The sequence below is a fragment of the Blautia sp. JLR.GB0024 genome (assembly GCF_037000545.1).
Classification (GTDB): Bacteria; Bacillota; Clostridia; order Lachnospirales; family Lachnospiraceae; genus Blautia; species Blautia celeris.
On record NZ_JBANBF010000009.1, the window covers coordinates 1 to 21,747 of the forward strand.

Annotated in this window: 20 protein-coding genes and 1 pseudogene; 5 read left to right on the forward strand and 16 right to left on the reverse strand. The window is 46.3% G+C overall.

Features of this window, described 5'->3' with window-relative positions:
• Both V8Q34_RS18495 and V8Q34_RS18500 read right to left on the reverse strand, forming a co-directional pair.
• A pseudogene (locus V8Q34_RS18495) lies at positions 1 to 90 on the reverse strand (manganese catalase family protein); the annotation flags it as partial.
• Positions 90 to 509, reverse strand: coding sequence for a spore coat protein CotJB (locus V8Q34_RS18500; protein WP_054353525.1), 420 nt, complete (start codon positions 507 to 509; stop codon positions 90 to 92). The gene V8Q34_RS18500 and the pseudogene V8Q34_RS18495, both read right to left, overlap by 1 nt.
• A 181-nt stretch (positions 510 to 690) precedes the next feature.
• Here V8Q34_RS18500 and V8Q34_RS18505 point away from each other — a divergent pair, with 181 nt between their 5' ends.
• Genes V8Q34_RS18505 through V8Q34_RS18515 form a run of 3 tightly spaced genes read left to right on the forward strand, consistent with a single transcriptional unit; the run spans position 691 to position 2,639 of the window.
• Positions 691 to 1,044, forward strand: coding sequence for a PadR family transcriptional regulator (locus tag V8Q34_RS18505; RefSeq protein ID WP_335836071.1), 354 nt, complete (start codon positions 691 to 693; stop codon positions 1,042 to 1,044).
• The gene (locus V8Q34_RS18510) at positions 1,034 to 1,696 is read left to right on the forward strand and encodes a permease prefix domain 1-containing protein (protein WP_033140837.1); all 663 of its coding nucleotides are present in this window, start codon (positions 1,034 to 1,036) and stop codon (positions 1,694 to 1,696) included. Before V8Q34_RS18505 ends, V8Q34_RS18510 begins: the two co-directional genes overlap by 11 nt.
• A 7-nt stretch (positions 1,697 to 1,703) precedes the next feature.
• Complete coding sequence (locus V8Q34_RS18515) at positions 1,704 to 2,639, forward strand: DUF4097 family beta strand repeat-containing protein (protein ID WP_335836073.1); 936 nt, start codon at positions 1,704 to 1,706, stop codon at positions 2,637 to 2,639.
• Positions 2,640 to 2,738: 99 nt separating this feature from the next.
• On the opposite strand, the gene V8Q34_RS18520 is transcribed toward V8Q34_RS18515, so the two are convergent.
• From V8Q34_RS18520 to V8Q34_RS18535, 4 genes are all read right to left on the reverse strand, one after another.
• Entirely contained in the window at positions 2,739 to 4,067 is a 1,329-nt protein-coding gene (locus tag V8Q34_RS18520) for a sensor histidine kinase (RefSeq protein ID WP_335836074.1), read from the reverse strand.
• A complete protein-coding gene (locus V8Q34_RS18525; protein WP_033140834.1) occupies positions 4,064 to 4,738 on the reverse strand; it encodes a winged helix-turn-helix domain-containing protein in 675 nt (224 codons plus the stop codon). The genes V8Q34_RS18520 and V8Q34_RS18525 overlap by 4 nt, the downstream gene beginning before the upstream one ends.
• 72 nt (positions 4,739 to 4,810) lie before the next feature.
• Positions 4,811 to 6,580, reverse strand: a complete 1,770-nt coding sequence (locus V8Q34_RS18530) for a Na/Pi cotransporter family protein (protein ID WP_335836075.1) — start codon at positions 6,578 to 6,580, stop codon at positions 4,811 to 4,813.
• Positions 6,581 to 7,332: 752 nt separating this feature from the next.
• Positions 7,333 to 8,088: a GNAT family N-acetyltransferase gene (locus tag V8Q34_RS18535; RefSeq protein ID WP_335836076.1), complete on the reverse strand. Its 756-nt coding sequence runs from the start codon at positions 8,086 to 8,088 to the stop codon at positions 7,333 to 7,335.
• A gap of 308 nt (positions 8,089 to 8,396) precedes the next feature.
• Here V8Q34_RS18535 and V8Q34_RS18540 point away from each other — a divergent pair, with 308 nt between their 5' ends.
• Positions 8,397 to 9,011, forward strand: coding sequence for a Type 1 glutamine amidotransferase-like domain-containing protein (locus tag V8Q34_RS18540; RefSeq protein WP_335836078.1), 615 nt, complete (start codon positions 8,397 to 8,399; stop codon positions 9,009 to 9,011).
• A 204-nt stretch (positions 9,012 to 9,215) separates the two neighbouring features.
• On the opposite strand, the gene V8Q34_RS18545 is transcribed toward V8Q34_RS18540, so the two are convergent.
• The 5 genes from V8Q34_RS18545 to V8Q34_RS18565 all read right to left on the reverse strand — a co-directional run bounded on the left by V8Q34_RS18545 (position 9,216) and on the right by V8Q34_RS18565 (position 15,052).
• On the reverse strand, positions 9,216 to 10,361 hold the full coding sequence (locus tag V8Q34_RS18545; RefSeq protein WP_335836079.1) for a Gfo/Idh/MocA family protein: 1,146 nt from the start codon (positions 10,359 to 10,361) through the stop codon (positions 9,216 to 9,218).
• A 12-nt stretch (positions 10,362 to 10,373) separates the two neighbouring features.
• Complete coding sequence (locus tag V8Q34_RS18550) at positions 10,374 to 11,933, reverse strand: response regulator transcription factor (RefSeq protein ID WP_335836080.1); 1,560 nt, start codon at positions 11,931 to 11,933, stop codon at positions 10,374 to 10,376.
• Between the two features lie 13 nt (positions 11,934 to 11,946).
• The gene (locus V8Q34_RS18555; protein WP_335836081.1) at positions 11,947 to 12,780 is read right to left on the reverse strand and encodes a carbohydrate ABC transporter permease; all 834 of its coding nucleotides are present in this window, start codon (positions 12,778 to 12,780) and stop codon (positions 11,947 to 11,949) included.
• 13 nt (positions 12,781 to 12,793) lie between these two features.
• Positions 12,794 to 13,684: a carbohydrate ABC transporter permease gene (locus V8Q34_RS18560; protein WP_335836082.1), complete on the reverse strand. Its 891-nt coding sequence runs from the start codon at positions 13,682 to 13,684 to the stop codon at positions 12,794 to 12,796.
• A 63-nt stretch (positions 13,685 to 13,747) separates the two neighbouring features.
• Positions 13,748 to 15,052, reverse strand: coding sequence for a sugar ABC transporter substrate-binding protein (locus V8Q34_RS18565; protein WP_335836083.1), 1,305 nt, complete (start codon positions 15,050 to 15,052; stop codon positions 13,748 to 13,750).
• Between the two features lie 217 nt (positions 15,053 to 15,269).
• Here V8Q34_RS18565 and V8Q34_RS18570 point away from each other — a divergent pair, with 217 nt between their 5' ends.
• Positions 15,270 to 17,039 carry a sensor histidine kinase gene (locus V8Q34_RS18570; protein ID WP_335836084.1) on the forward strand — a complete coding sequence of 590 codons (1,770 nt, stop codon included), beginning with the start codon at positions 15,270 to 15,272 and terminating at the stop codon, positions 17,037 to 17,039.
• Between the two features lie 372 nt (positions 17,040 to 17,411).
• On the opposite strand, the gene V8Q34_RS18575 is transcribed toward V8Q34_RS18570, so the two are convergent.
• The 5 genes from V8Q34_RS18575 to V8Q34_RS18595 form a co-directional block, all read right to left on the reverse strand.
• The gene (locus V8Q34_RS18575; protein WP_335836085.1) at positions 17,412 to 18,230 is read right to left on the reverse strand and encodes a purine-nucleoside phosphorylase; all 819 of its coding nucleotides are present in this window, start codon (positions 18,228 to 18,230) and stop codon (positions 17,412 to 17,414) included.
• A gap of 159 nt (positions 18,231 to 18,389) precedes the next feature.
• Positions 18,390 to 18,893 (reverse strand): transcription elongation factor GreA, encoded by a 504-nt coding sequence (greA, locus tag V8Q34_RS18580; RefSeq protein WP_335836086.1) that lies wholly within the window; start codon positions 18,891 to 18,893, stop codon positions 18,390 to 18,392.
• Positions 18,894 to 18,924: 31 nt separating this feature from the next.
• Complete coding sequence (locus V8Q34_RS18585; protein ID WP_335836087.1) at positions 18,925 to 19,449, reverse strand: transcription repressor NadR; 525 nt, start codon at positions 19,447 to 19,449, stop codon at positions 18,925 to 18,927.
• A 76-nt stretch (positions 19,450 to 19,525) separates the two neighbouring features.
• Positions 19,526 to 20,383: a carboxylating nicotinate-nucleotide diphosphorylase gene (nadC, locus tag V8Q34_RS18590; RefSeq protein ID WP_335836088.1), complete on the reverse strand. Its 858-nt coding sequence runs from the start codon at positions 20,381 to 20,383 to the stop codon at positions 19,526 to 19,528.
• A complete protein-coding gene (locus V8Q34_RS18595; RefSeq protein WP_335836089.1) occupies positions 20,380 to 21,693 on the reverse strand; it encodes an L-aspartate oxidase in 1,314 nt (437 codons plus the stop codon). The genes nadC and V8Q34_RS18595 overlap by 4 nt, the downstream gene beginning before the upstream one ends.
• Positions 21,694 to 21,747: the final 54 nt, after the last annotated feature.

Below are 21,747 nucleotides of genomic sequence, written 5' to 3' on the forward strand. Positions count from 1 at the left end.
GCCGTACTGGCTGATAATAAGCTGTGCAGTTTTTGGACATGTTTTCGTGATCTTTACCGGAAACTGCAGTCTTTTTTCATAAGTCCACATCAGATACACGCTCCTTCCCATGGCATGGGACCTTCGCCCCAGCAGCCAATACAATCCTTTGTTAAAGCATAAAATTTCTCATCGAATTCTTTCAGAAGTCCTTTTCTCTGTTCAATGAGATTTTTCCTAAGGTCCATGGCCTCAGCGGATTCCGGATGGGTATCCAGATACAGGACGGTGTCGTCCAGTGCAAAACTCAGCGCACTGATTTCCTTCATCAGACGTTCTCTTTCCTGCTGCTCGGGTGACGCATTTTCGTCCGGCTTAAACTCAGTCTCGAAAGAGTTTTCTTCCAGCACGAAAAATGGCTTATTCAGTCCCGGAAAAATAGTTCCTGTTGCCAGTGCCTGATCCCAGTCATAAAGTGTCTCCCAGTTCTGCATGGGAACGGAGGCAATTGCCAAATGCTGCTGTTCCATATCATCGTCTCCTTTCATAAACAAAGACATTCTTTGACAAAATCCATCAAATTTTTCTCTGCAATGATAGTATGCGCAGAAAAAAAGCATTTCACAAAGGTAGTTTTTTCAATTTTAAATATACCTTGACAGGCGAGGTATATATATGCTTTAATGTAGCTAAGAAAAGGAGGTATGCTATATGTCAATCGCTTCTGATTTGATTCGCGGCCATACCGATACGATTATACTGGCGCATCTGCTGGAAGGCGACAGCTACGGATACAAGATCAATAAAGAGATACAGAGAAAGACCAGTCAACAGTATGAACTTAAAGAAGCCACCCTCTATACTGCTTTCCGGCGTCTGGAGGAAGCCGGCTGTATTTCTTCCTACTGGGGCAATGAACTGACCGGAGCCCGCCGGCGTTACTACTCCATTACCCCGGAGGGAGAACGGACTTATGAACGTCTGAAAGAGGAGTGGGATACAGCGAAACAATTAATTGATATCCTGATCCAATCAAAAAAGGAGGATGCAGCAGATGGAAAATAGACTCAGAGAATATATGGATGATTTATTCGGAGAAATCCCCCCTACCAAACAGGCAGTGGAACTGAAAGAAGAGATTCTGCAGAACCTCATAGACAAATATCATGACCTTCTGGCGGAAGGCAAAAGCCCGGAAGCGGCCTTCAATATTTCCGTAGCCAGTGTAGGCGACGTGGACGAACTGCTGTCCGGACTGACTGCAGGCTATACTCCACACCCCTGCCAGGACCAGGAAACCTATATAAAGCAAAAACGGAAATCTGCCCTTTTGTTTTCCACATCCATTATGCTTTATATTTTATGTGTATTACCTGTCATTATTGCCGACAGCGTGGGCTATGACATCATCGGCGTATGCCTGATGTTCCTTATGATCGCCACTGCCACGGGGCTTCTTATCTATAACCACATGACACGTCCCCGCTATGCCGCCAATGACGGGACCATTATAGGTGATTTCAGAGAATGGCAGGAATACAACAGCGGCAGCCGTCAGACCTTCCGCGCTGTCAACAGTGCTGTCTGGACTCTTGCCACAGTCCTCTACCTGATCATCAGCTTCAGCACCATGCGCTGGAATGTGACCTGGATCATCTTTTTGATCGCCGCTGCGGTTCAGTCCATCATCCGAGCAGCTTTTGAGCTGAGAAAGTAGGTAAGCCATGAATAGAAAAACATCCGCGGTCATCCGCATAATCTGCTGGTCCATCATTGCTGTGGCTCTGATAGCTGTACTCATACTTGGCCTCAACAAAAGATGGCACTTCACACCCTTTCAAACCGGCGGCTGGAGCTACCCGGAAAGCAGTAAATACACAGCCGGCCCCGCAAAACTTCCCGCAGATAAAATCAAGAATATAAATGTAGACTGGCTTGACGGCAGCGTCACCCTCACCACCGCAGACACTGACAAACTGATTGTTAATGAAACCAGCCGCCAGAAATTAAGCGCAGACAAACAACTCCATTATTATTTAAAAGATGACACTCTCCTGATCCAATACCGCGGTGCCACCAAAAATCTGATCTCCACCTTCAGTAACGGCCTCTCCAAAAAACTGGAGATCCAGATTCCGAAAAAATATGCCGCCTCCTTCCGGGAGATTGTGGTAGACGGTGTCTCATCGGACCTCAGCCTGGAAAATCTGAAAGCAGAAAAACTGTACCTGGACAGTGTATCCGGAGACATCACTCTGAAAAACATAAAAACTGACACCCTGACTGCAGACACCACCAGCGGCTCTCTGGATTCCACTGCCCTGATCGTTACCACCTCTGCTGTCACCAATACCACCAGCGGCAGTGTAAATCTGGAAGGCACCATAAACGATATTCAGCATGACAGCGTCTCCGGAGATCTCCGTGTCCTCTCCGATATCTGTCCTCAGAAGATCCAGGCAGACACCACCAGCGGCAGTATACTTATCAATATCCCGGACAATCCTGGGTTCACCCTTGACTACGACACCATAAGCGGCGACATCCACACCGACTTTCCCGCCACCGGTTCCGACTCCCATTTAACCTACGAGTCCGGACAAAACCACTTCCGCATTGAAACCACCAGCGGTGACATCACTGTCAGGAAAAACCAATAATTTTTTCTTTACACCATCAAAGTGCTGCTCCAAAAGCGAAACCGGGGAGGCCTGCAGGATACTCACACCCCGCAGGTCTCCCCGGCCTCCTCGCCGCTGCTAAAACCTCAGCACAATCTTCGTTCCCTTCCCAGGCTCACTATTCAGCACAATCTTAGCATGATGCAGCGCTGCCCCGTGCTTCACAATAGAAAGCCCAAGCCCGGTCCCTCCGGTCTTCCTCGAATGGCTCTTATCCACCCGGTAAAACCTCTCAAATATTCTCTCCTGCTCTTCTTTTGCGATCCCTATCCCGTTATCCTCTACGCTCCACCGCACACCGTCCTTTTCCCGTGCCAGCAAAACCTTCACATATCCACCTTCTTTATTATATTTGATGGCGTTATCCACAAGATTATACAGCATTTCATACAGAACATGCCGGACTCCCTGTATGGATACACTCTTTCCTTCCATGAGCACAGTCACACGCTTCTTCTTTGCGGGAAGCATAAGTGTCTGGCAGATATCCTGCGTCATCTCATACAGATCCACGTCCTCAAACGGCATATTTTTACTCTCATCCAGCTTGGATATCTCAATGATATCCTGCACAAGGCTGGTCAGCCTGCTGGCCTCATCATATATCCTGCCTGCAAACTCCGGTACATCCTGGGTCTGTACCAGCCCGTCCCGCATGATCTCCGCGTAACCGGATATGGACATGAGCGGTGTCTTCAGCTCATGGGACACATTGGCAGAAAATTCCCTGCGCACCATCTCAGCCTGCTTCAGCTCTTCCACCTGCTTGGCGATCTGCACATTCTGTTCATCCACCCTGTTTAAAAGAGGCCGCAGCTCCTCATAAGCCACGTGTTCCAGGGGATGCTCCAGATCCAGCTCATTGATTGGCGCGATCAGCCTCCGCGTCTGCTTCTCCACCACAAAAAATGCCAACGCCAGTATTGCGATCAGCAGAAGTCCCAGAAGCGTAAAGCTGGAAAGCATGGTGGAAAGAACACTGTCCGTCGTCTTAGCTACACGCAGAATATTGCCGTCATTTAATTTGACCGCATAATAAAAAGTCTGCTTTGAAAGAGTCTGGGAAAACCGCACGACCTCACCGGTTCCCTCCTTCTTGGCCTCAATGATCTCAGGCCTGTCCTTATGATTTTCCAGGTCTGATGCGTCCTTCTCTGAGTCATAGAGGATCGTTCCGTCAGGCTTTGCCAGGGTAATGCGGCTGGTAGTCAGGTCACCTGTTGTTTTGTTCAGATATTCCTTCCCCGTATTCTCCACCGCGTAGCGGATGTACTCGGCCTCATTCCTCACATCCTGCTTCATATAATGATTATATTTTCCGTACATAACAGCGCTTGCCGCAATAAAGGTCAGTATCACGGAAAGAACCACCATAATTCCCACGTGGTTCAGTATACGTTGTTTCATCTTCCATCTCCAATCCGATATCCCACTCCCCGGATGGTCTCAATCAGGTTGCCGCAGTCGCCCAGTTTCTGCCGCAGTGTCCGGATATGTACATCTACTGTCCTGGTCTCACCGTCAAAGTCATATCCCCAGATATGTTCCAGCAGCCTGTCGCGGCTCAGCACGATTCCCTGATTCTCCATCAGATAGCGGAGCATTTCAAATTCTTTCAATGTCAGTTCCACTCTCCGCTGTCCGTCCATTACCTCGTGGCGGTCCACATTTACGGAGAGATTTTCACAGCGCAGGATCTTGTCCTGTGTCTGCCTACTGCTTCTTCTCAGCACAGCCCGGACCCGGGAGATGAATTCCATCATGCCAAAGGGCTTTGTGATATAATCATCAGCCCCTCCGTCCAGTCCCCGCACCTTGTCATATTCCGCCTCCTTGGCTGTCACCATGATTATGGGAATATCCCTGGTCCTGTGCTCCTTTTTCAATTTTTCTAATATAGCATATCCGTCGTCACCGGGAAGCATAATATCCAGAAGAATCAGTTCCGGAATTTCATCCTCCAATGCTGTGAAGAGCTCTTTTCCGTCACTCAGTCCTTTGGCCTGAAATCCGGTGGTCCCTAATGTATATACAAGAAGTTCCCGAATATTTCTTTCATCTTCCACACAATAAATCATATGCGCTCCCTTCTCTGCCCATCTCATTCTATAGACAGTATACGCATTTTTTCGGGAGCGCACAAGAAAAATTTATGGAAGCTGGTAACGGCTGCGGGAGAGTTCCATCACTCTCTGGAATTCCGAGTTGTCTTCACGCTTCATATGTTCCAGGTAGCTGTGAGTGTCAAAGGTATCCTCAGGCACCTGGGTGATACAGACTGCAATGTTGGAGCAGTGATCTGCTATTCTCTCCAGACTGGTGGTTATATCCGAGAGGACAAATCCCTGTTCTATGGTACATTTACCTTCTCTCAGCCTGCGGATGTGGCGGCTTTTCAGCTCCATATTCAATTCATCGATCACCTGTTCCAGAGGTTCCACACTTTTGGCCATCTCCTGATCCTGTCCAGCAAATACTTTGTATGCGGAGTCAAAGATATCCTCAACCGCTTTGGCGATCACATGCAGTTCCTGCAGTGCCTTATCGGAGAATTTCATATTTTTTGAATACATTTCTTTTGCGGACTGCATAATATTTACCGCATGGTCAGAGATTCGTTCAAAGTCCCCGATGCAGTGGAGCATAATGGACAAGTCGTGGCTGTCCTTCTGATTCAAATCCTTCTGGCTCAGTTTCACCAGATAGGTTCCGAGGGCATCCTCATAGCGGTCCACATGGTCCTCCAGGGTCACCACCTCTTCCGCTTTCATCTCATCATATCTGTCAATGAGTGACAGCGCAGTGTGCAGAGAATCCTGGGCCTCTTTTGCCATTTTATCCACTACATGACGGCTCTGCTCCATGGCAAATGCCGGTTTATCCAGGAATCGCACATCCAGAAGCTGGGTCTGCACATCCTGTACAGCCGGTTTTGTCTCCTCCTCCTTGTCGCGGATCGTGAGTTTTGCCAGCTTCTCCAGGCCTCTGGAGAAAGGAAGCAGAAGCACAGTTGCAAATACGTTAAATGTTGTGTGTACCACTGCAATGCCTGCCGCGTTTGCCGCATGTCCCATAAATCCAAAATGGATGAAGGAATTCAGGGTGTAGAACAGAATCATGAAGATAACTGTACCGATCACGTTAAAGTATAAATGCACCATGGCAGCACGCTTTGCATTTTTCTTGGCTCCTACAGCGGAGAGAAGTGCTGTTACGCAGGTACCGATGTTCTGGCCCATGATAATGGGAATGGCAACGTCAAAGCTGACTGCACCGGTTACGCAGAGGGCCTGCAGGATACCCACTGACGCGGAGGAGCTCTGGATCACTGCCGTCAGAATGGTACCGGCGATCATACCGAGAATCGGGTTGGAAAACTGTGTCAGAATCCCTGTAAATTCAGGTACATCCGCCAGCGGCTTCACTGCGTTGCTCATACTGTCCATACCGAACATGAGAACGGCAAATCCGATAAATATCATGCCGATGTCTTTTTTCTTCTCACTTTTGGCAAACATAAGGAAGGCAACGCCAACAATGGCCAGAACGGGTGAGAATGTGGAGGGTTTAAAAAGCTGTATGAAAAAATTGTCACTTTCGATTCCGGAAAGACTCAGAATCCAGGATGTAATTGTTGTACCGATATTGGCACCCATGATAACGCCAACTGCCTGAGAGAGTTTCATGATGCCTGAATTGACGAAGCCAACTACCATTACGGTGGTTGCTGATGATGACTGGATGACTGCGGTTACGGCAGCGCCCAGGCCTACGGCTTTCAGGGGATTTGAGGTCAGTGTCTCCAAAATCCTCTCCATTTTGCCGCCTGATACCTTGGCCAGACCGTCACCCATGACATTCATTCCATATAAAAACAAAGCCAGACCGCCGATTAAGGTCAAAATACTAAAGAAATCCATACTTTTTCTCCTTTTCCTTTTGTAGCAAGGCATACTTATTACCTTTTATTCTTTCCTTATTGTAGGGGAGGTATGTAAAATCTTTTATTGGGGTTTTGTAAAATCTGTGTAAAATTTTCATTATTTAAGAGAGAATAGAATATGGGGGGGGGATTTTGGCATATGCGGACGGCGAAGGAGGGGCATAGGGAAAGGGATTCATCCGACGTTCCGCTGGTGGGCAGCTAACCAGCTGGCATTCACTAAATTCGTCGGATGAGGCCTCCTCATTAAGTGACTGCCGCAGGTGGATCTGCCCGCCGCTCCACTAAACCTACTGAATCCCTTTCCCTATGCCCCTCCTTCACCTGGGATATAATGCGGAATATACAGGGCGGATGTTCTTGAACTGTGCGGTTTAGTGACGATAGGGGAATCGTTGTCTGATAACATGGTTGTACAGGATATTTGTTTGGTAAGTCTGATTTCGTGGTTTCGTGCTTGTGGGTTTTATGGGTTTATTTTTGAGCGGTATTTTTAAGGTTGGAGATTTTAAATGTATTGTTGAAATAATAATAGTAATATAAGTGTTGATATTTATAGTAATATTAATTGATCTTATTTTTTAGTGTTTGTGGTTGTTATTGATAGAATTAATAATTATTTAGTTTTGAGATGGTTTTGGTTAGAGTTTTTAATTTGCCGAAAGCATAAAGTATTTTGGGTAAAGAAGCCGCTTACGGTTTTCCCGGCAGCGGCTTGTGAGAGTGGAGTTATAGATTTTGTTCTGAGAGAATTTTTTCAAATTTCTTTTCGGATAGTATTTCGTTTGTAAGAAAGGTTCCGTTGTAAAAGAGACTGTATGTGGTAAATGGGGATGGGGCATTTTGCGCCTGGTCTTTTGATTCAAAGCGTATCGTTTGGAAGGGTACGCCTTTATCTTTGGCCAGACTCTCGATGAGAGGAACGTATTTCGCCGTAAACGGACATTGGTGACTGTAATAGAGAACAAAGCCCTTCTGCTCTGATTGTGGTGTTTTTACCTGCTCTCTGAACTGCGGTTTCCCGGAAGTTTTATCGAAAGGCAGGTATAGTAGTTCGTAGTACGGCATTGCTGTATCCGCCAATTGGAAGCCTTTATATCTGAGGAAGTCCGGGTCAGAGAGATAGGGCCTTTTTTTGGGTGATGAAAGAACTGCCAGACCTTTTTTGCCCTTGGCCCTGCTGTCTTTGATGCACTCGTCCAGAAGCAGGGTGGAATATCCCTGCCCTTTGAATTTTCCGGAAACCCACAGGCAGTCAATGTACATATAGCCTTCCGCTAATATGGGAGCCCATGCCTCCTCCGCGGGAATATATTCAATAAAACATTTTCCCCGGACATCACATTTTTTGAACATCAGTCCTGCATCTAACTGCCGGGCGATCCACGCTTTCTTGGCTGCCACCTGACAGTCCTTATTATTGGAAATTGCACAGCAGATATGCTCTTTTTCAAGATTTTCCTTTGTCAAAGTAATTACGTCCATTTCATTTCTCTCCTCTTCTTAAATATGATCTATATTGCCCGTTCATTTTTGGGACCGGATCAGGACCGTCATAGACTGCCATAGTTTATTAAGCTAATAAACGGCTGTCTGTCATCTGAACCTTCTTTATTAACAATTATTCCCCGGTTAAATAAAGTAACCTCTTTTTTTCATTTGATTATAAACAGTATACTATAAAAAACATGACATAGTATGTCATATTTATTCCCTCATTATGTTAAAGACATTGTCAGCCTTCCCCGGCTGTAGTATACTCAGACTTATACTACACTGCAGGAGGATGCCCTATGAAAAGAATGCTTTTAGTCTCCATGTTTCAAAATGTTGGGGATATATTAAAAACAATTGAACCAAATCTGAAAAATAAGACCGTAACCTTTATCCCCACCGCAAGTCTTGCAGAAAAATTAGGTTTCTTTGTAAAAATAGGCAAATGGCGTCTGAAAAGGATGGGACTTAAAGTAGAAGAATTAGAAATCTCCAGTTCATCTTATGAAACAATAAAAAGTAAACTGGAGAAAAACGATATCATATATATATCAGGCGGCAACACCTTTTTCCTTCTTCAGGAATTAAAAAGAACCGGCGCAGACAAACTGCTCATCAAGGAAATAAACAATGGAAAGCTATACATCGGCGAATCCGCCGGCGCGATCGCAGTGGCTCCTGATATCCGCTACAGCGCTGAAATGGACAAACCGGAAAAAGCCCCTGATTTAAAAGACTACACCGGCCTTGATTTAATTGAATTCTATGTAGTTCCCCACTACAAAAACTGGGAATTAGGAAAAGCTGCAGAAAAAATAATTAAAAAATACGCAACCACATTAGATTTGAAAATAATTACCGACAATCAGGCAATCCTTATAGAAAATGATACCTGGAAACTACTAAACAGATAGACAAAAAACAAGTCCCCACCCCGCACGGATTTCCTTCCCGCATTCCACCACCAGGCGAAAGAGACGGTACGGCAGGAGCGGGAGATACAGGCTGGCGAGTGTTTAGCTGAGGGGAGCGCAGCCAGGAGTCAGACTGTATCTCCCCCTCCCGCTCCTGCCGCGCCGTTTCTTTCGCCGTCCGCCAAATGCCATATCCCCTCATTTTCACCTAAACTCCGGAATCACAACCCCCTCCCCATTTCTCATGGCCGACTCATGCCCGCAAATCCCCGCAGCCGTCCAATCAGCAGCCGTATACACATCAATCATCGGCTCCCTCTCCTCCACAATACTCCTGACAAATTCATTCACCAAATGCGGATGAGATCCATGATGACCGCCCCCCTGCTTCATATACATATCAGGATTATCCGGGTCCAGAATGGCAAATTCCGTAGTATACTTTCTGATCTCCTCAGGCAGAATCTCCGCCCTATTCGGACAATGCACCTCCTGCCTGCTAATTACTCTTCCCCTGCTGCCAATATTCGTCTCTGCCATTCCCTCCTCAAAAGCATATACATAAGGATCTTCTTCCTCAAAATTCCACTCAAAAGACATCTTATCCCCAAAGACACTGAATCCCTCCACATACTCATGGGCCGTCTCAAACAAAGAACGTGTGACATCTGCGGAAGTCTTCCCATCCTCCAACTGAAAGACCGCTGTCTCCACCGGATAAGGATTTCCGTATTTCTGAACCAGCTCATCCCGCATGGTTCCGCTTCCGAAACAGTGTACCTTCGCTGCTCTCTGTCCGCTTAAAAACAACAGCGGCGACACCGCATGCGTTGCATAATGCAGCGGCGGAAGGCCTTTCCAGTAATCAGGCCACCCTTCCATATCCTGAAAATGCGTCCCTCTCAAATATTGAATCCGGCCCAGCTTCCCCTGATCGATCAAAGATTTAACATACAGGCACTGATATGTATAAACACTTGTCTCCATCATCATATAGTTTTTTCCGCTCTTTTTCTTTGCCTCTATGATATTCCTGATCTCATCCAGCGTTGTCGCCATGGGTACAGTCACAGCGCAGTGTTTTCCCGCATTTAATGCCTGCACTGCCAAATCCGCATGTGTATGAATATTGGTTAAAATATGCACAGCATCCACATCACTGTCCAGCATTTCCTGATAATCGCTGCAGCACTTGCTAAACCCAAACTTTCTCGAAAAATCCCTGAGCAGTTCCTCATTTTTATCACAGATGACCACCTCCTCCACATCCGGATGTTCTCTGTAAATAGTCGGAAAAGCGCCTCCGAAAACAAGCCCTACAATCCCCACCTTTATCTTTTTACCATTCATTCTGATTCTCCTTTATTCCTGTATTTTCCGGTATTCCTTTGGAGAATATCCGGTTGCCTTCTTAAATCCCATACTAAAATAATATTGACTGGAATAACCCAGTTCGCTGCTGATCTCTCCTATTTTTTTATCTGTCTCTACCAATAGTTTTTTTGCCTGGAGGATTCTGAGACTGCTGATATAATTCACCAGGGTACTGCCTGTCTGTTCTTTAAAAATACGGCAGATATAATTAGGACTCATACTGAAAACCTTTGCGATCTGTCCCAGACTCAAATCCTCTTCTCTGTAATTTTCCTCAACATACCTCTTGATCTTAGAAACCGTCTGCGTCGTATCCTTAGCCGTATAATTCCTGATCTCACGGCATAAAGCTATGAGGATTTTCTCTAAATATTCAAGAATATCTGAGGCATAGACCATGGCGTTTAGTTTCTGCAGACTTATTAAATCCTTCACTTTCTCCTCAGGAAGAAGACCACAGACCTGCGTGCTTAAAAATGTAGTGACAAAGAAAAGCAGATACGACCTTTTGATCCGATGCTTTTCCATATAATTTCGTATTTCAGTACACACTTTATCGATTTCTCCGAAATCACCGCTTGTCAGACCGTCCGTCAGCTTTTTTTCAAAATAATCAAAGCGCGTATAATCTGATAATTCTTTATCTGCATAATCGTGAATATGAAAAACCTGGTTTTTCCCCAGGACAAAACGATATTCCAGTGCCTGCGCAGCAGCATCCGCGGCATACTGCAGCTTTCTGATATCATCCACCCAGTATCCGATTCCGACGTTGATATCCACACCTGTACCTTTTTCTGCCAGATCCCGGATATACTTTTTCAGCAGATGTACCAGTGTGTTCATAAGAAAATTTTCTTTTTCTCCAAATACAATGCAGAATACATCCGTCTCCATTAAAAACGGTCCCCAGAATTCCTGGGTCTGATAATACTGAGACAGGCTGCGGCAGATTTCAGCGCAGATCTCTTCCCCTGTGATATCACTTTTTCCTGTTTCCACTGCCGCCATAATGCAGTTAAACTGCATTTTCCGCAGATCGGATTCCAGAATCTCTTCCAGTTCTACCCGGTCCAGCTTACTGCTCTCTTTACTGTCCTTCAAAAGCTTTTGAAAAAAAGCTTCCCGATAAATGCCGTGATTGTTCTCATAAACATGCTGCACCTGCTCCTCGTGATGCTTTTCTTTGCCGGCCTGCAAAATGCGCCGGCTCAGAAATTCATAATCCACAGGCTTTTCCAAAAAATCATATACCCCAAGCTGAATCCCTTTCTTCGCATACTCAAATTTGCTGTATGCACTGATTATGATAATTTTTATATTTCGGCCCAGTCCGTTAATATACTCGCAGAAACTAAGACCGTCCATTCCGGGCATAACGATATCCGATATTATCACATCAGGCTTTGATTCATCCAGGCTTCTCATGGCTTCCTGGCAGTTAGAATAGAACCCCACCGGGTTCAGCCCGTATTCGTCCCACTTCACCTGCGTTTTCAGAGCATTCAATGTTAAGATACGATCTTCAATCACCATTACATTTATCATGATTTTTCATCCTTTACTGCTTTATACTTCCCATCATCAGGCCGCCCATAATATTTTTTTCAAAGCAGACAATAAACAAAATTGCCGGGAGCAGCATCATACATCCCGCAGCACTGATCGCTCCCCATGGCATCTGGTACTGATTCATCTTTGGAATGGATGACATTAAAAGGCTCATCACCTTCACATTTTTAGTAGTAAACATTAACGGTGTAAAAAATTCATTCAGACATGTGATAAAATTAATAATACACAGGGTTGCCATGATCGGTTTCAGCAGGGGAAGTATGATCCTCACAAAAGCTCCTGCCATAGTCGCCCCGTCAATTCTGGCTGCCTCCTCCAGAGAGGGCGGTATCTGACTGATGAAACCGGAATACATGATGGTTGAAAACGGGATCAAAATAGAAAAATACAAAATCACCAGTCCTGCAAATGTATCGCTCAGCCCCAGATGACGCCACAATGTCATAAGAGGAATAACCGTTACCGTGCCTGGTATCATGGTGGAAAACATGATAAAGGCAAATGCTGCATTTAACCCTTTTGTCTGACATCTCGCAAATCCATAACCGGCCAGCGCGCATAGAAAAACGGATAAGACCAGGGAAACCGCTGTAATGATAATCGTTCCTTTCAGATATTCCGTAAGTCCTGCCGCCTGGAACAACTGCCTGTAATTATCAAGCGTCAGATGAATCGGCCTGTACTCTATAGGTGATTTAAACAGATCTACCTGCTGTGTAAAAGAGGATTTTATGATCCAGTAAACAGGCCACATAATAATAAATCCCACCAGGATAGTCAAAACCCATAGGAATACTTTTTTCTTTCCGGACATTTTCATACTCATCCCCCCCTTAATAGTCCACTTTTCTGTAAATCGACAGCCCCACGACTCCATAAAGCGCAGTCGCTAAAAACATGACCACAGTGATCGCAGACGCCATTCCGTAATTCATATTTTTTGTCGCTTCCATATAAAGCCTGTAAGCTAAAAGGGATGTGGATGTGCCCGGCCCTCCCTTTGTCATTGCATATACGATTTCAAAGCTGTTGATCTGGGAAACACCAATGAAAATGATCATTATAATAAAAGTTCTCATAACATAGGGCAGCGATACATGAAACAATATCTTCCAGTCATTAGCCCCGTCAATCTTAGCCGACTCAAACAGTTCCCCCGGTATTCCCTGAAATGCTGCCAGCATGATAATTCCAAAGAAGGATACATTCTTCCATATATTCACGATAATAACGGATATCTGTGCTCCCGATTTATCTGAGAGCCAGTTAAAGTGATATCCTGCAAACCCTATTCTTCTTATCAAATCATTTATGATTCCATACGTATCATCAAAAGCCCAAAGAGCCGCTATAGATACAACGATCATGGAAAGTCCCCATGGAATCAAAGCGATAGTCCTTATCAGCTTTCTTCCGCCGAAATTCTGTTTTAGCAAAAGGGCCAGTCCGATTCCCAGTACAATGATCGCCAGTAAGGAAACCACAGTAAAAACCAGTGTAAAAGATAAAGACTCTAAAAACTGTTTATTCGTGGTGAGTTTCTTAAAATTCAGCAGACCTGCAAACTTTTTTGTTCTCCGAATCAGATCATAGTCCAGCAGACTATAGTAAAACATCGTCACAACCGGATATATGGTTGTCCACGCCCGAATCAGCAGAACCGGAAGAATACAGATCCATGCAAATAAAATTTTCCGCTTTGTGAGCGTCAGTTTTTTCAACATTGCATTCCCCTCTTCCAAATATTTTCAAAACGGAGGCTGCAGATACTACAGCCTCCATCCGCCTTAATTTTTGCCTAATAGCTCATCAATCTGCTGCTGTCCTTTTTCCAGGCATTCCTCATAACTGATCTCATCCATGAGATATTCCTGAAGGGTTCCTGTTACCGTATCCATATATTCACTGTGTCTCTCACTTAACGTTCTGGCCTCAAATGCGTTGTCCTCCACATATGACTTATGTTCTTCCACTGTCAGAAGGCCCTTTGTCAGTTCCGCATCATCCCACACACTCAGATTCGCTGTTGGTGAAAACTTTCCGGTTGCCTTCATATAAGCCGCCTGCGCCTCAGGCGTTGCCATGAATTTCACGTATTCTTTTGCTGCCTCTTTCTTGGAAGAATTTTTATTCACCACCCACATCCAGGAACTCATGGGTGTCTTGTTGGTAACAAATGTAGGCATTGGCGCACAGATAATCTCATCACCGTATTTTCCTGCTTCCGCAAAGGATGAGGATGCAGACGCCCACTGAAAATACATGGCTGCATTTCCATCTGTAAATTTCTGGTTTCCGGTTTCATAATCTACGCTCAGATTATCAATACTTGTGACTCCATAGGTATGTACTAAGTCATACATAAATTTAATTGCTTCCTTCGTCCCGTCCAGCGTCCAGTCATAGAAATTTCCGCCAAACATGAGACACCAGCGATTCAGATTATCCTGCAGATGCGAAGCCTTGTCCCAGGCCTCCAGCAGTCCGTACTTTCCGTCCTTTGTCAGTGCTTTCGCCGCTTCGATAAATTCCTCCTGGTTGGCAGGGACGGCGATTCCCGCTTCATCAAACATCTTCTTATTCACAAAGAAAAGGATACCTCCAAAATCAGCCGGCACGCCATACACATGACCATCCTTTTTTAAGAACTTATCTGCATACCCATCCATGAATTCATTTAAATCTTCTTCCGAAATCACGTCATCAATAGGCTCCAGAAAGTCAGCGCTCATAAATGAAAGCTGCATGATCTCATCAATATAATACACATCTACGGAATCATCGCCTGAAGCCAGCATAGTAGTCGCTTTATTTACCGTATCCGCGTACAACAACGGTTCTGCCTCAAAATTAACTTTAAATTCCAGGCTGTCCTCCACCATCTTCTTAAACTCCTGTCCATACTCATCATCATTAATCGCTGAGGTATAGACGGTTATCTCCGTCTCCTGGGTTGTTTCTTCCTGTTTCGCTTCCTGTTTTCCTGCACCAGCATCTTCTTCCGCAGAAGTACATCCTGATAAAAGCATCGTTCCCATCATAAACACAGCAGTCCCTGCTGCCATCTTTCTTCTCCAATTTCTTCTCTTCATACCATACTCCTTTTTCTGCTTTTAGAATCTCCTGCGCAAAAGAATCTGTAAATAGTACCGCTTGTCCAGCTAATATTAAGATATCACATCCATTTATAAAAATCATACAATTTATTATCTATTTTTTAATATTTCATATCCACTTTTACATAAATCGTTTTTATTTCTCATGAATTTTGCTATAATATTTTCAATACAGAATCAACCGGAGGTCATTATGAACAAATTCAAAAAATCCTTTCATAAACATTTTTCAACTTTCCGTTCCAAGCTGACTGCTGCCTTTATTCTAACGTCCATGATTCCCCTGCTTCTCTCCATTACCATAGCCATGTTTATTATCAACAGCTATCTGAGAAAAGAAACCATAAATCAACTAATCTCCGACGCCAGCCTGGAAGCACAGCAGATAGAGGCTCGTCTTGGTCAGATCATTGATATGCAGAACGCGCTCTCTTCCCTGTTCTCCTCCTCACTGACTCCCGATAACGCCTCAAAAGATATCTCATCCCTGTCACTGTCGCGTTTTGAGTCCCTGCGCGCCAATGTCACCAGCCTGGAGTATGTCTATAATGTAAAGAAAATCAGAATATACTCTGACTATTTTCCATTCACCGATGGTGACAGTTTTCATTTTTTTCCTCTCACAGACCTGGATTCCACTGTCCTTAATCAAATCGCCTCTGAATCCTCCGGTGTCAACCGCCTGAAAATGGTGTCCCCGGCTGACGTTTCCTCTGCCGGCACAGCCAGCTTTTACAAAGCGATCAAAAATATAAACGGAACCATCATTGCTGTTTACTATATCGATATAGACCTGCCCAGCACCATGAAAAGCATCCTGTCTCCCACAGCGGATACAACTGCCCTCACTCTTTTGGACTCTGCATCCACTCCTCTATACAGCAGCACTGAAAACCTGACCCTTTCCAATCCGCCGGACATCTGCGAACAAGACAAAGTATTCTCCTCCGAAGACGCCCGCTTCCAAATCCTAAAAAAAAGCAGATATACGGACTGGTATTATCTTTTTGAATCGTCAAAAGGGAGCAGTAAAATTGTAAACCAGGCCCTTCTTGCAGGCTATCTGCTGGTCTTTTCACTGACTGTACTTTTATGCATCATTGCCGTCATCATATTCCCCATCACCCTGTCCAAACGCATAAAATACTTTTCCAGTACCATCAATAACATCCCTGATAAAGACCTGGCATCCGCCAGCGCCGCTGAAGCCATCCTGGATACCCTTGTAAATGACAATACCCCCGGTGATGAAATAGACTCCATAATCATAACCTTCAGCAATTTATTCAAGAAAAACACACAACTCAATACCGCCATAAGACAGCATGAGCTGGAAATTGAAAAATCAAAGTTTACCATACTTCAGGAACAGATCAATCCGCATTTTCTATATAACTCCCTGGATACCATACGCATATGCATGCTCATGGACAAAAAGGAGACTGCCTGCCGCCTGATCCAGTCCCTGTCCCAATTTTACCGCATCTCCCTGAGCAAAGGAAAAGACATCATTACCATCGAACAGGAACTCCGCATGATAGAAGCCTACCTCCAAATCGAACAGGCCGGCTATGACGGAAAGATCACATGGAAAATAAGCTGCAGCGGCCAGGCATCCTCCTTCGGAATCCCTAAATTCACACTGCAGCCCATAGTAGAAAACTCCATCATACACGGAGATTTCGCCTCATCACCTACACCCCTGTCAATCACAATAACCGTGGAATACAAAGAATCGATCAAGATAATCCTAAAAGACAACGGCCCCGGAATCCCCCCGGACCGCCTGAAAGAACTGAACCGCCTGCTGGCTTCCCAAACCCTGGTCCCCACCGCCAGCTACGGCCTCCAAAACTGCAGCCAACGCATCCGCCTCCACTACGGCCCCGCCTATGGCCTCCAAATTACCAGCACCCCCAAAGGCACCCAAACCACCCTGACCCTCCCCCCCATCCTCCCCTAACCCCGCAGTTCCCCACCACATTCCCCTGTTTTCTCCCCACATACCCCAAGGTTACCACCTATTCCCCTCAGCCTTTTACCCCCATCCCAACTCTGTACAGATAACCTTCCCGCATTCCACCCCCAGGCGAAAGAGGCGGTGCGGCAGGAGCGGGAGGGGGAGATACAGGCTGGCGAGTGTTTAGCGGAGCGAGCCGAAGATCCACTTGCCCCAGCTGATTAATGAGGAAGCCCATGCTGACGAATTTAGCAGCTGGGAGCAAGTTAGCTGAGGGGAGCGCAGCCAGGAGCCAGGCTGTATCTCCCCCTCCCGCTCCTGCCGTGCCGCCTCTTTCGCCGTCCGCCAAATGCCACACCTCTTATCCTTCTACAGCTAAACTCTCTCAATAACCTCCGTCACCAACCCCGCAAACTCCCGCGAAACCCTGTCCGCCGTCTCCTGCACCTCCTTATGATCCAGCTTCGCACCCATCCCCGCAGCCTGATTCGTAATACAGGAAATCCCGCAGACTTCCATTCCCATATGCCGTGCAGCCATAGCCTCGCAGGCTGTACTCATCCCAGCCGCATCAGCGCCCCACACTCTGCACATCCGAATCTCCGCCGGCGTCTCATAATTCGGCCCGCTAAACTGCATATAAACGCCTTCTTTCAGTGTAATACCCAGCTTTTTTGCCGCATCCTTCACCACATTACGCATCCTTACACTGTAGACCTCACTCATATCCGGGAACCTCGGCCCCAGCTTATCCATATTCGGCCCGATCAAAGGACTCGGCACAGCGGTGGTGATATGATCCCGGATCAGCATAAAATCTCCCGGATCAAAATCAAAATTCACTCCTCCTGCCGCATTGGTCAGAATCAGCTTTTTCGCTCCCAAAAGTCCCATAAGCCTTACCGGCAGCACAACATCTGTCATAGGATATCCTTCATAATAATGGACACGCCCCTGCATGATCACCACAGGCACCTCCCCCACATAACCAAATACAAATCTCCCCTTATGTCCTTCCACCGTGGAGGTCGGAAATCCCTCGATATCCTTATAATCTACAGTATCCTCGATCCGAATACCGTCCGCATAATCCCCCAGTCCGGACCCCAGTACCAGAGCCACCTCCGGTTTAAAATCTGTTCTCTTTTTCACACTTTCCAAACACCTGAATAATTTTTCTTCTGCCTGATTCATACTTACATTCCTCTCTTTCCGATTCTGCCGCAAATTCTCTCACAGACTGCCCTTTCCCGGACACACATCTGCATACTTCACATTATAAAGCATTTCCCCTTGCAGAAAAAGGAGTAAACTCTTTTTTCATTCAAAAAAAGAGGGCATGTCTCCATGTCCTCAAAAACTTCTGATCTGATCCTCTTCATCTTCTGTTGTCTTAACAATCGCTTTTATCACAACCGGATAACTCACCGCATCATTTACCTTCACCATAACCCGGTCACCCTCCCGGTGTCCGCGGATGGCCTTTCCTAGGGGCGATTCGATACTGATCTTATTGTCAAGAGAGTTGCCCCGGATGGACGTTACCAGCTTGTAAGTCTCGGTCTCGTCATCCTCCTCATAGTAAATTTCCACCACATTGTTGATTCCCACTTCATCGCTCTTTGAATTGTCTTTTACAATGGCGGCAGTCTTCAGCATTCTTTCCAGATACCGGATACGGCTCTCGTTTTTATTCTTATCCTTTTTGGCCGCATAATACTCAAAGTTTTCGCTCAGATCCCCCTGTGCCCTGGCCTCCTTGACAGCCTCTATGGCTTCTTTCCTGACCACCAGCTTCCGGTATTCGATTTCCTCCTGGATTTTCTTTACGTCACTCTCTGTCAGCTGTTCCCGCATTTCTCTCTGCCTCTTTTCCTGATATTTCCGGTTACGATATCTTGGTTCCCGCCTCGGCCAGAAAACCACGTTTAAAAAGCTCTTCCGCTATCTCATCCAGGGTCTGCTCGCTGTCTGCAAGAACCGTATGGTAGTGATAGCCCGAAGTGATATTCTTCAGAGGACTGGATTGTCCTCCCTGTATGCCTCTCACAAACTCAGCCGCCTTCTTTCTGGAATCAACAGACAGATCAGCCCTGAGCTGTCCATAAACCTCATGGCGTATGAACACGTCCTCCACTTTGCCTCCGCAGTCAACGATCAGATTCAGCTCCTCCAGAATCTCACTGTCCTTATGACACACATAGAACACACGGCTCGCAAACACCGGGGCATGGAACACATACCCCCGGTGTGTGGAAAGAATATCCTGGTTCTGCGCCCGCAAAAGTGCAATATCCTGCACAATCACCTGGCGGCTGACCTGGAACCGCTGTGCCAGCTTCGTGCCGGAAACAGGTTCCGGGCTGCGCCTGATATATTCTAAAATTTCCTGTCTGCGTTTTTCGCCGTTCATCCTCACTTATTCCTTTCTCGCTGTCCTTTGCGGTACTTCCATTCATTCTCCCAAAGCCGGCCCGCTGCACCTGATGCTAACAGGACACGGGATGCAGATTTTTCAGGGAAATATCAAGAATCGGTGAGGAGTGAGTCAGCGCCCCGCTGGAAATATAATCCACGCCGATAGATACAAGCCTTTCCACATTCTCCCTGGTCACATTGCCGGAACACTCCGTCTCAGCCCTTCCGTCAATGATTCGGATGGCCTCCTTCATCATCTCCGGTGTCATATTGTCCAGCATAATGATATCAGCCCCTGCTTCCACGGCTTCCTTCACCATATCCAGATTCTCAACCTCTATTTCAATCTTGCGCACAAAAGGAGCATATTCTTTTGCCATTTTGACAGCTTTTGTCACACTTCCTGCTGCCCCGATATGATTGTCTTTCAATAAAATACCATCCGACAGATTGTATCTGTGATTATATCCGCCGCCCACTTTTACCGCGTATTTCTCAAAAACACGCATATTCGGTGTTGTCTTTCTGGTATCCAGAAGTTTTGTCTTGCTGCCTGCAAGCAGATCTGCGATCTGCCTTGTGTAGCTGGCGATCCCGCTCATTCTCTGCAGATAGTTCAAGGCAACTCGCTCACCGGAGAGAAGTACCCGGATATCTCCGTGAAGCGTTGCCATAAGCTGACCGTTTTTCACCCGGTCACCATCACTTACATAAAACTCCACCTCTGTCTTCTCATCCAGAAGCTCAAAGACTCTTTTAAAAACATCAAGTCCGGCTATCACACCATCCTGCTTACAGATCAGCTGCACCTCGCCGGGGCATGCCCCGCGCATTACCGCATTGGTGGTAATATCCTCACTGGTTATATCTTCCTGCAGAGCCTGCATGATCAAATGGTCTGCATTTAATTTCATTGTAATCTGATTCATACCGCTTTTTTCACCCTTTCGATTTCTTTCAAAACGCTCTCTCCGTACATCCTCTGAAGCTCTTCCTGCCTCGGAAAGCCTTCTCTCTCCGCTTTCGTCAGAAGCATGGCTGCCTTTTCCCGGCATATTTCTCCATTCTCCTGCTGCTCACGCTCTGAGATCCGCAAAGCCGCACGCTTTGCAAACACCAGACTCTCCAGCAGGGAATTGCTGGCCAGGCGGTTTGCACCGTGAACGCCGTTGCAGCTTGTCTCTCCTGCCGCATAAAGATTTTCCATTGTAGTCCTGCTGTCCAAATCCACTTTTACACCGCCCATAAAATAATGCTGGGCAGGCACAACAGGAATACATTCCTTTCTCACATCATACCCTTCCTCCAGACAGCGCTCAAAAATATTGGGGAAATGAGACATGATCTCTTCCTCCCCGAGGGGACGCATATCCAGCCACACATAGGGTTTGTGGTCTATCTCCATCTGCCTGTGGATGGCGTCTGCCAGGATATCCCGGGGAAGCACCTCATTGGCAAAACGCTCCATATTGGCATTGTATAATTTCGCACCTTCCCCGCGCACGGACTCCGATATCAGGAATCTGCGGCCCGGTTTCTTGGAATATAAGGTTGTAGGGTGAATCTGCACGTAATCCGGATGCTCCAGCTCAACACCGTGCTTCAGCGCAATGGCAAGGGCATCTCCTGTCAGATGGGGAAAATTGGTGGAATGTTCATAAAGCCCGCCGATTCCGCCGCAGGCCCAAATCGTATCCCGGGCTGTGATTCCAAATATACTGCCGTCCTCCCGGCGTGCCACAATACCGTAACACCGGTTATTCTCCTCCAGTATATCAATCATTGTTGTCCGTGTCAAAATTTTTACATTGGGAAGTTTCCGGACTGTTTCCAGCAGCCTGCTTGTGATCTCTTTTCCTGTGATATCTTTGTGAAACAGGATTCTCGGCCTGGAATGGGCACCTTCCCTGGTATAAGCCAGTTCCCCGTCTCTGCGGTTAAAGTCCACACCACAGGCAATCAGCTCCTCTATCACTGCTCTGGAGGAACGGATCATCATATCCACGGATTCTTTCCTGTTCTCATAATGTCCGGCTTTCAGGGTGTCCTCCATAAATGCCTCATAATCCTCTTCATCCCGCTGCACACAGATGCCTCCCTGAGCCAGAAAAGAATCACTGTTCTCCAGGTCATCCTTCGTCAGCATCAGAACCTGTTTCTCTCTTGGCAGGTGAAGGGCTGCAAAAAGCCCTGCAACACCTGTTCCCACGATCACGATATCTGTTTTTTCTCTTTTCATTTTCTCCTAAACCTTCTTTCCATCCGCAGCCTGCCGTTTCACAAAGGCAGTGCG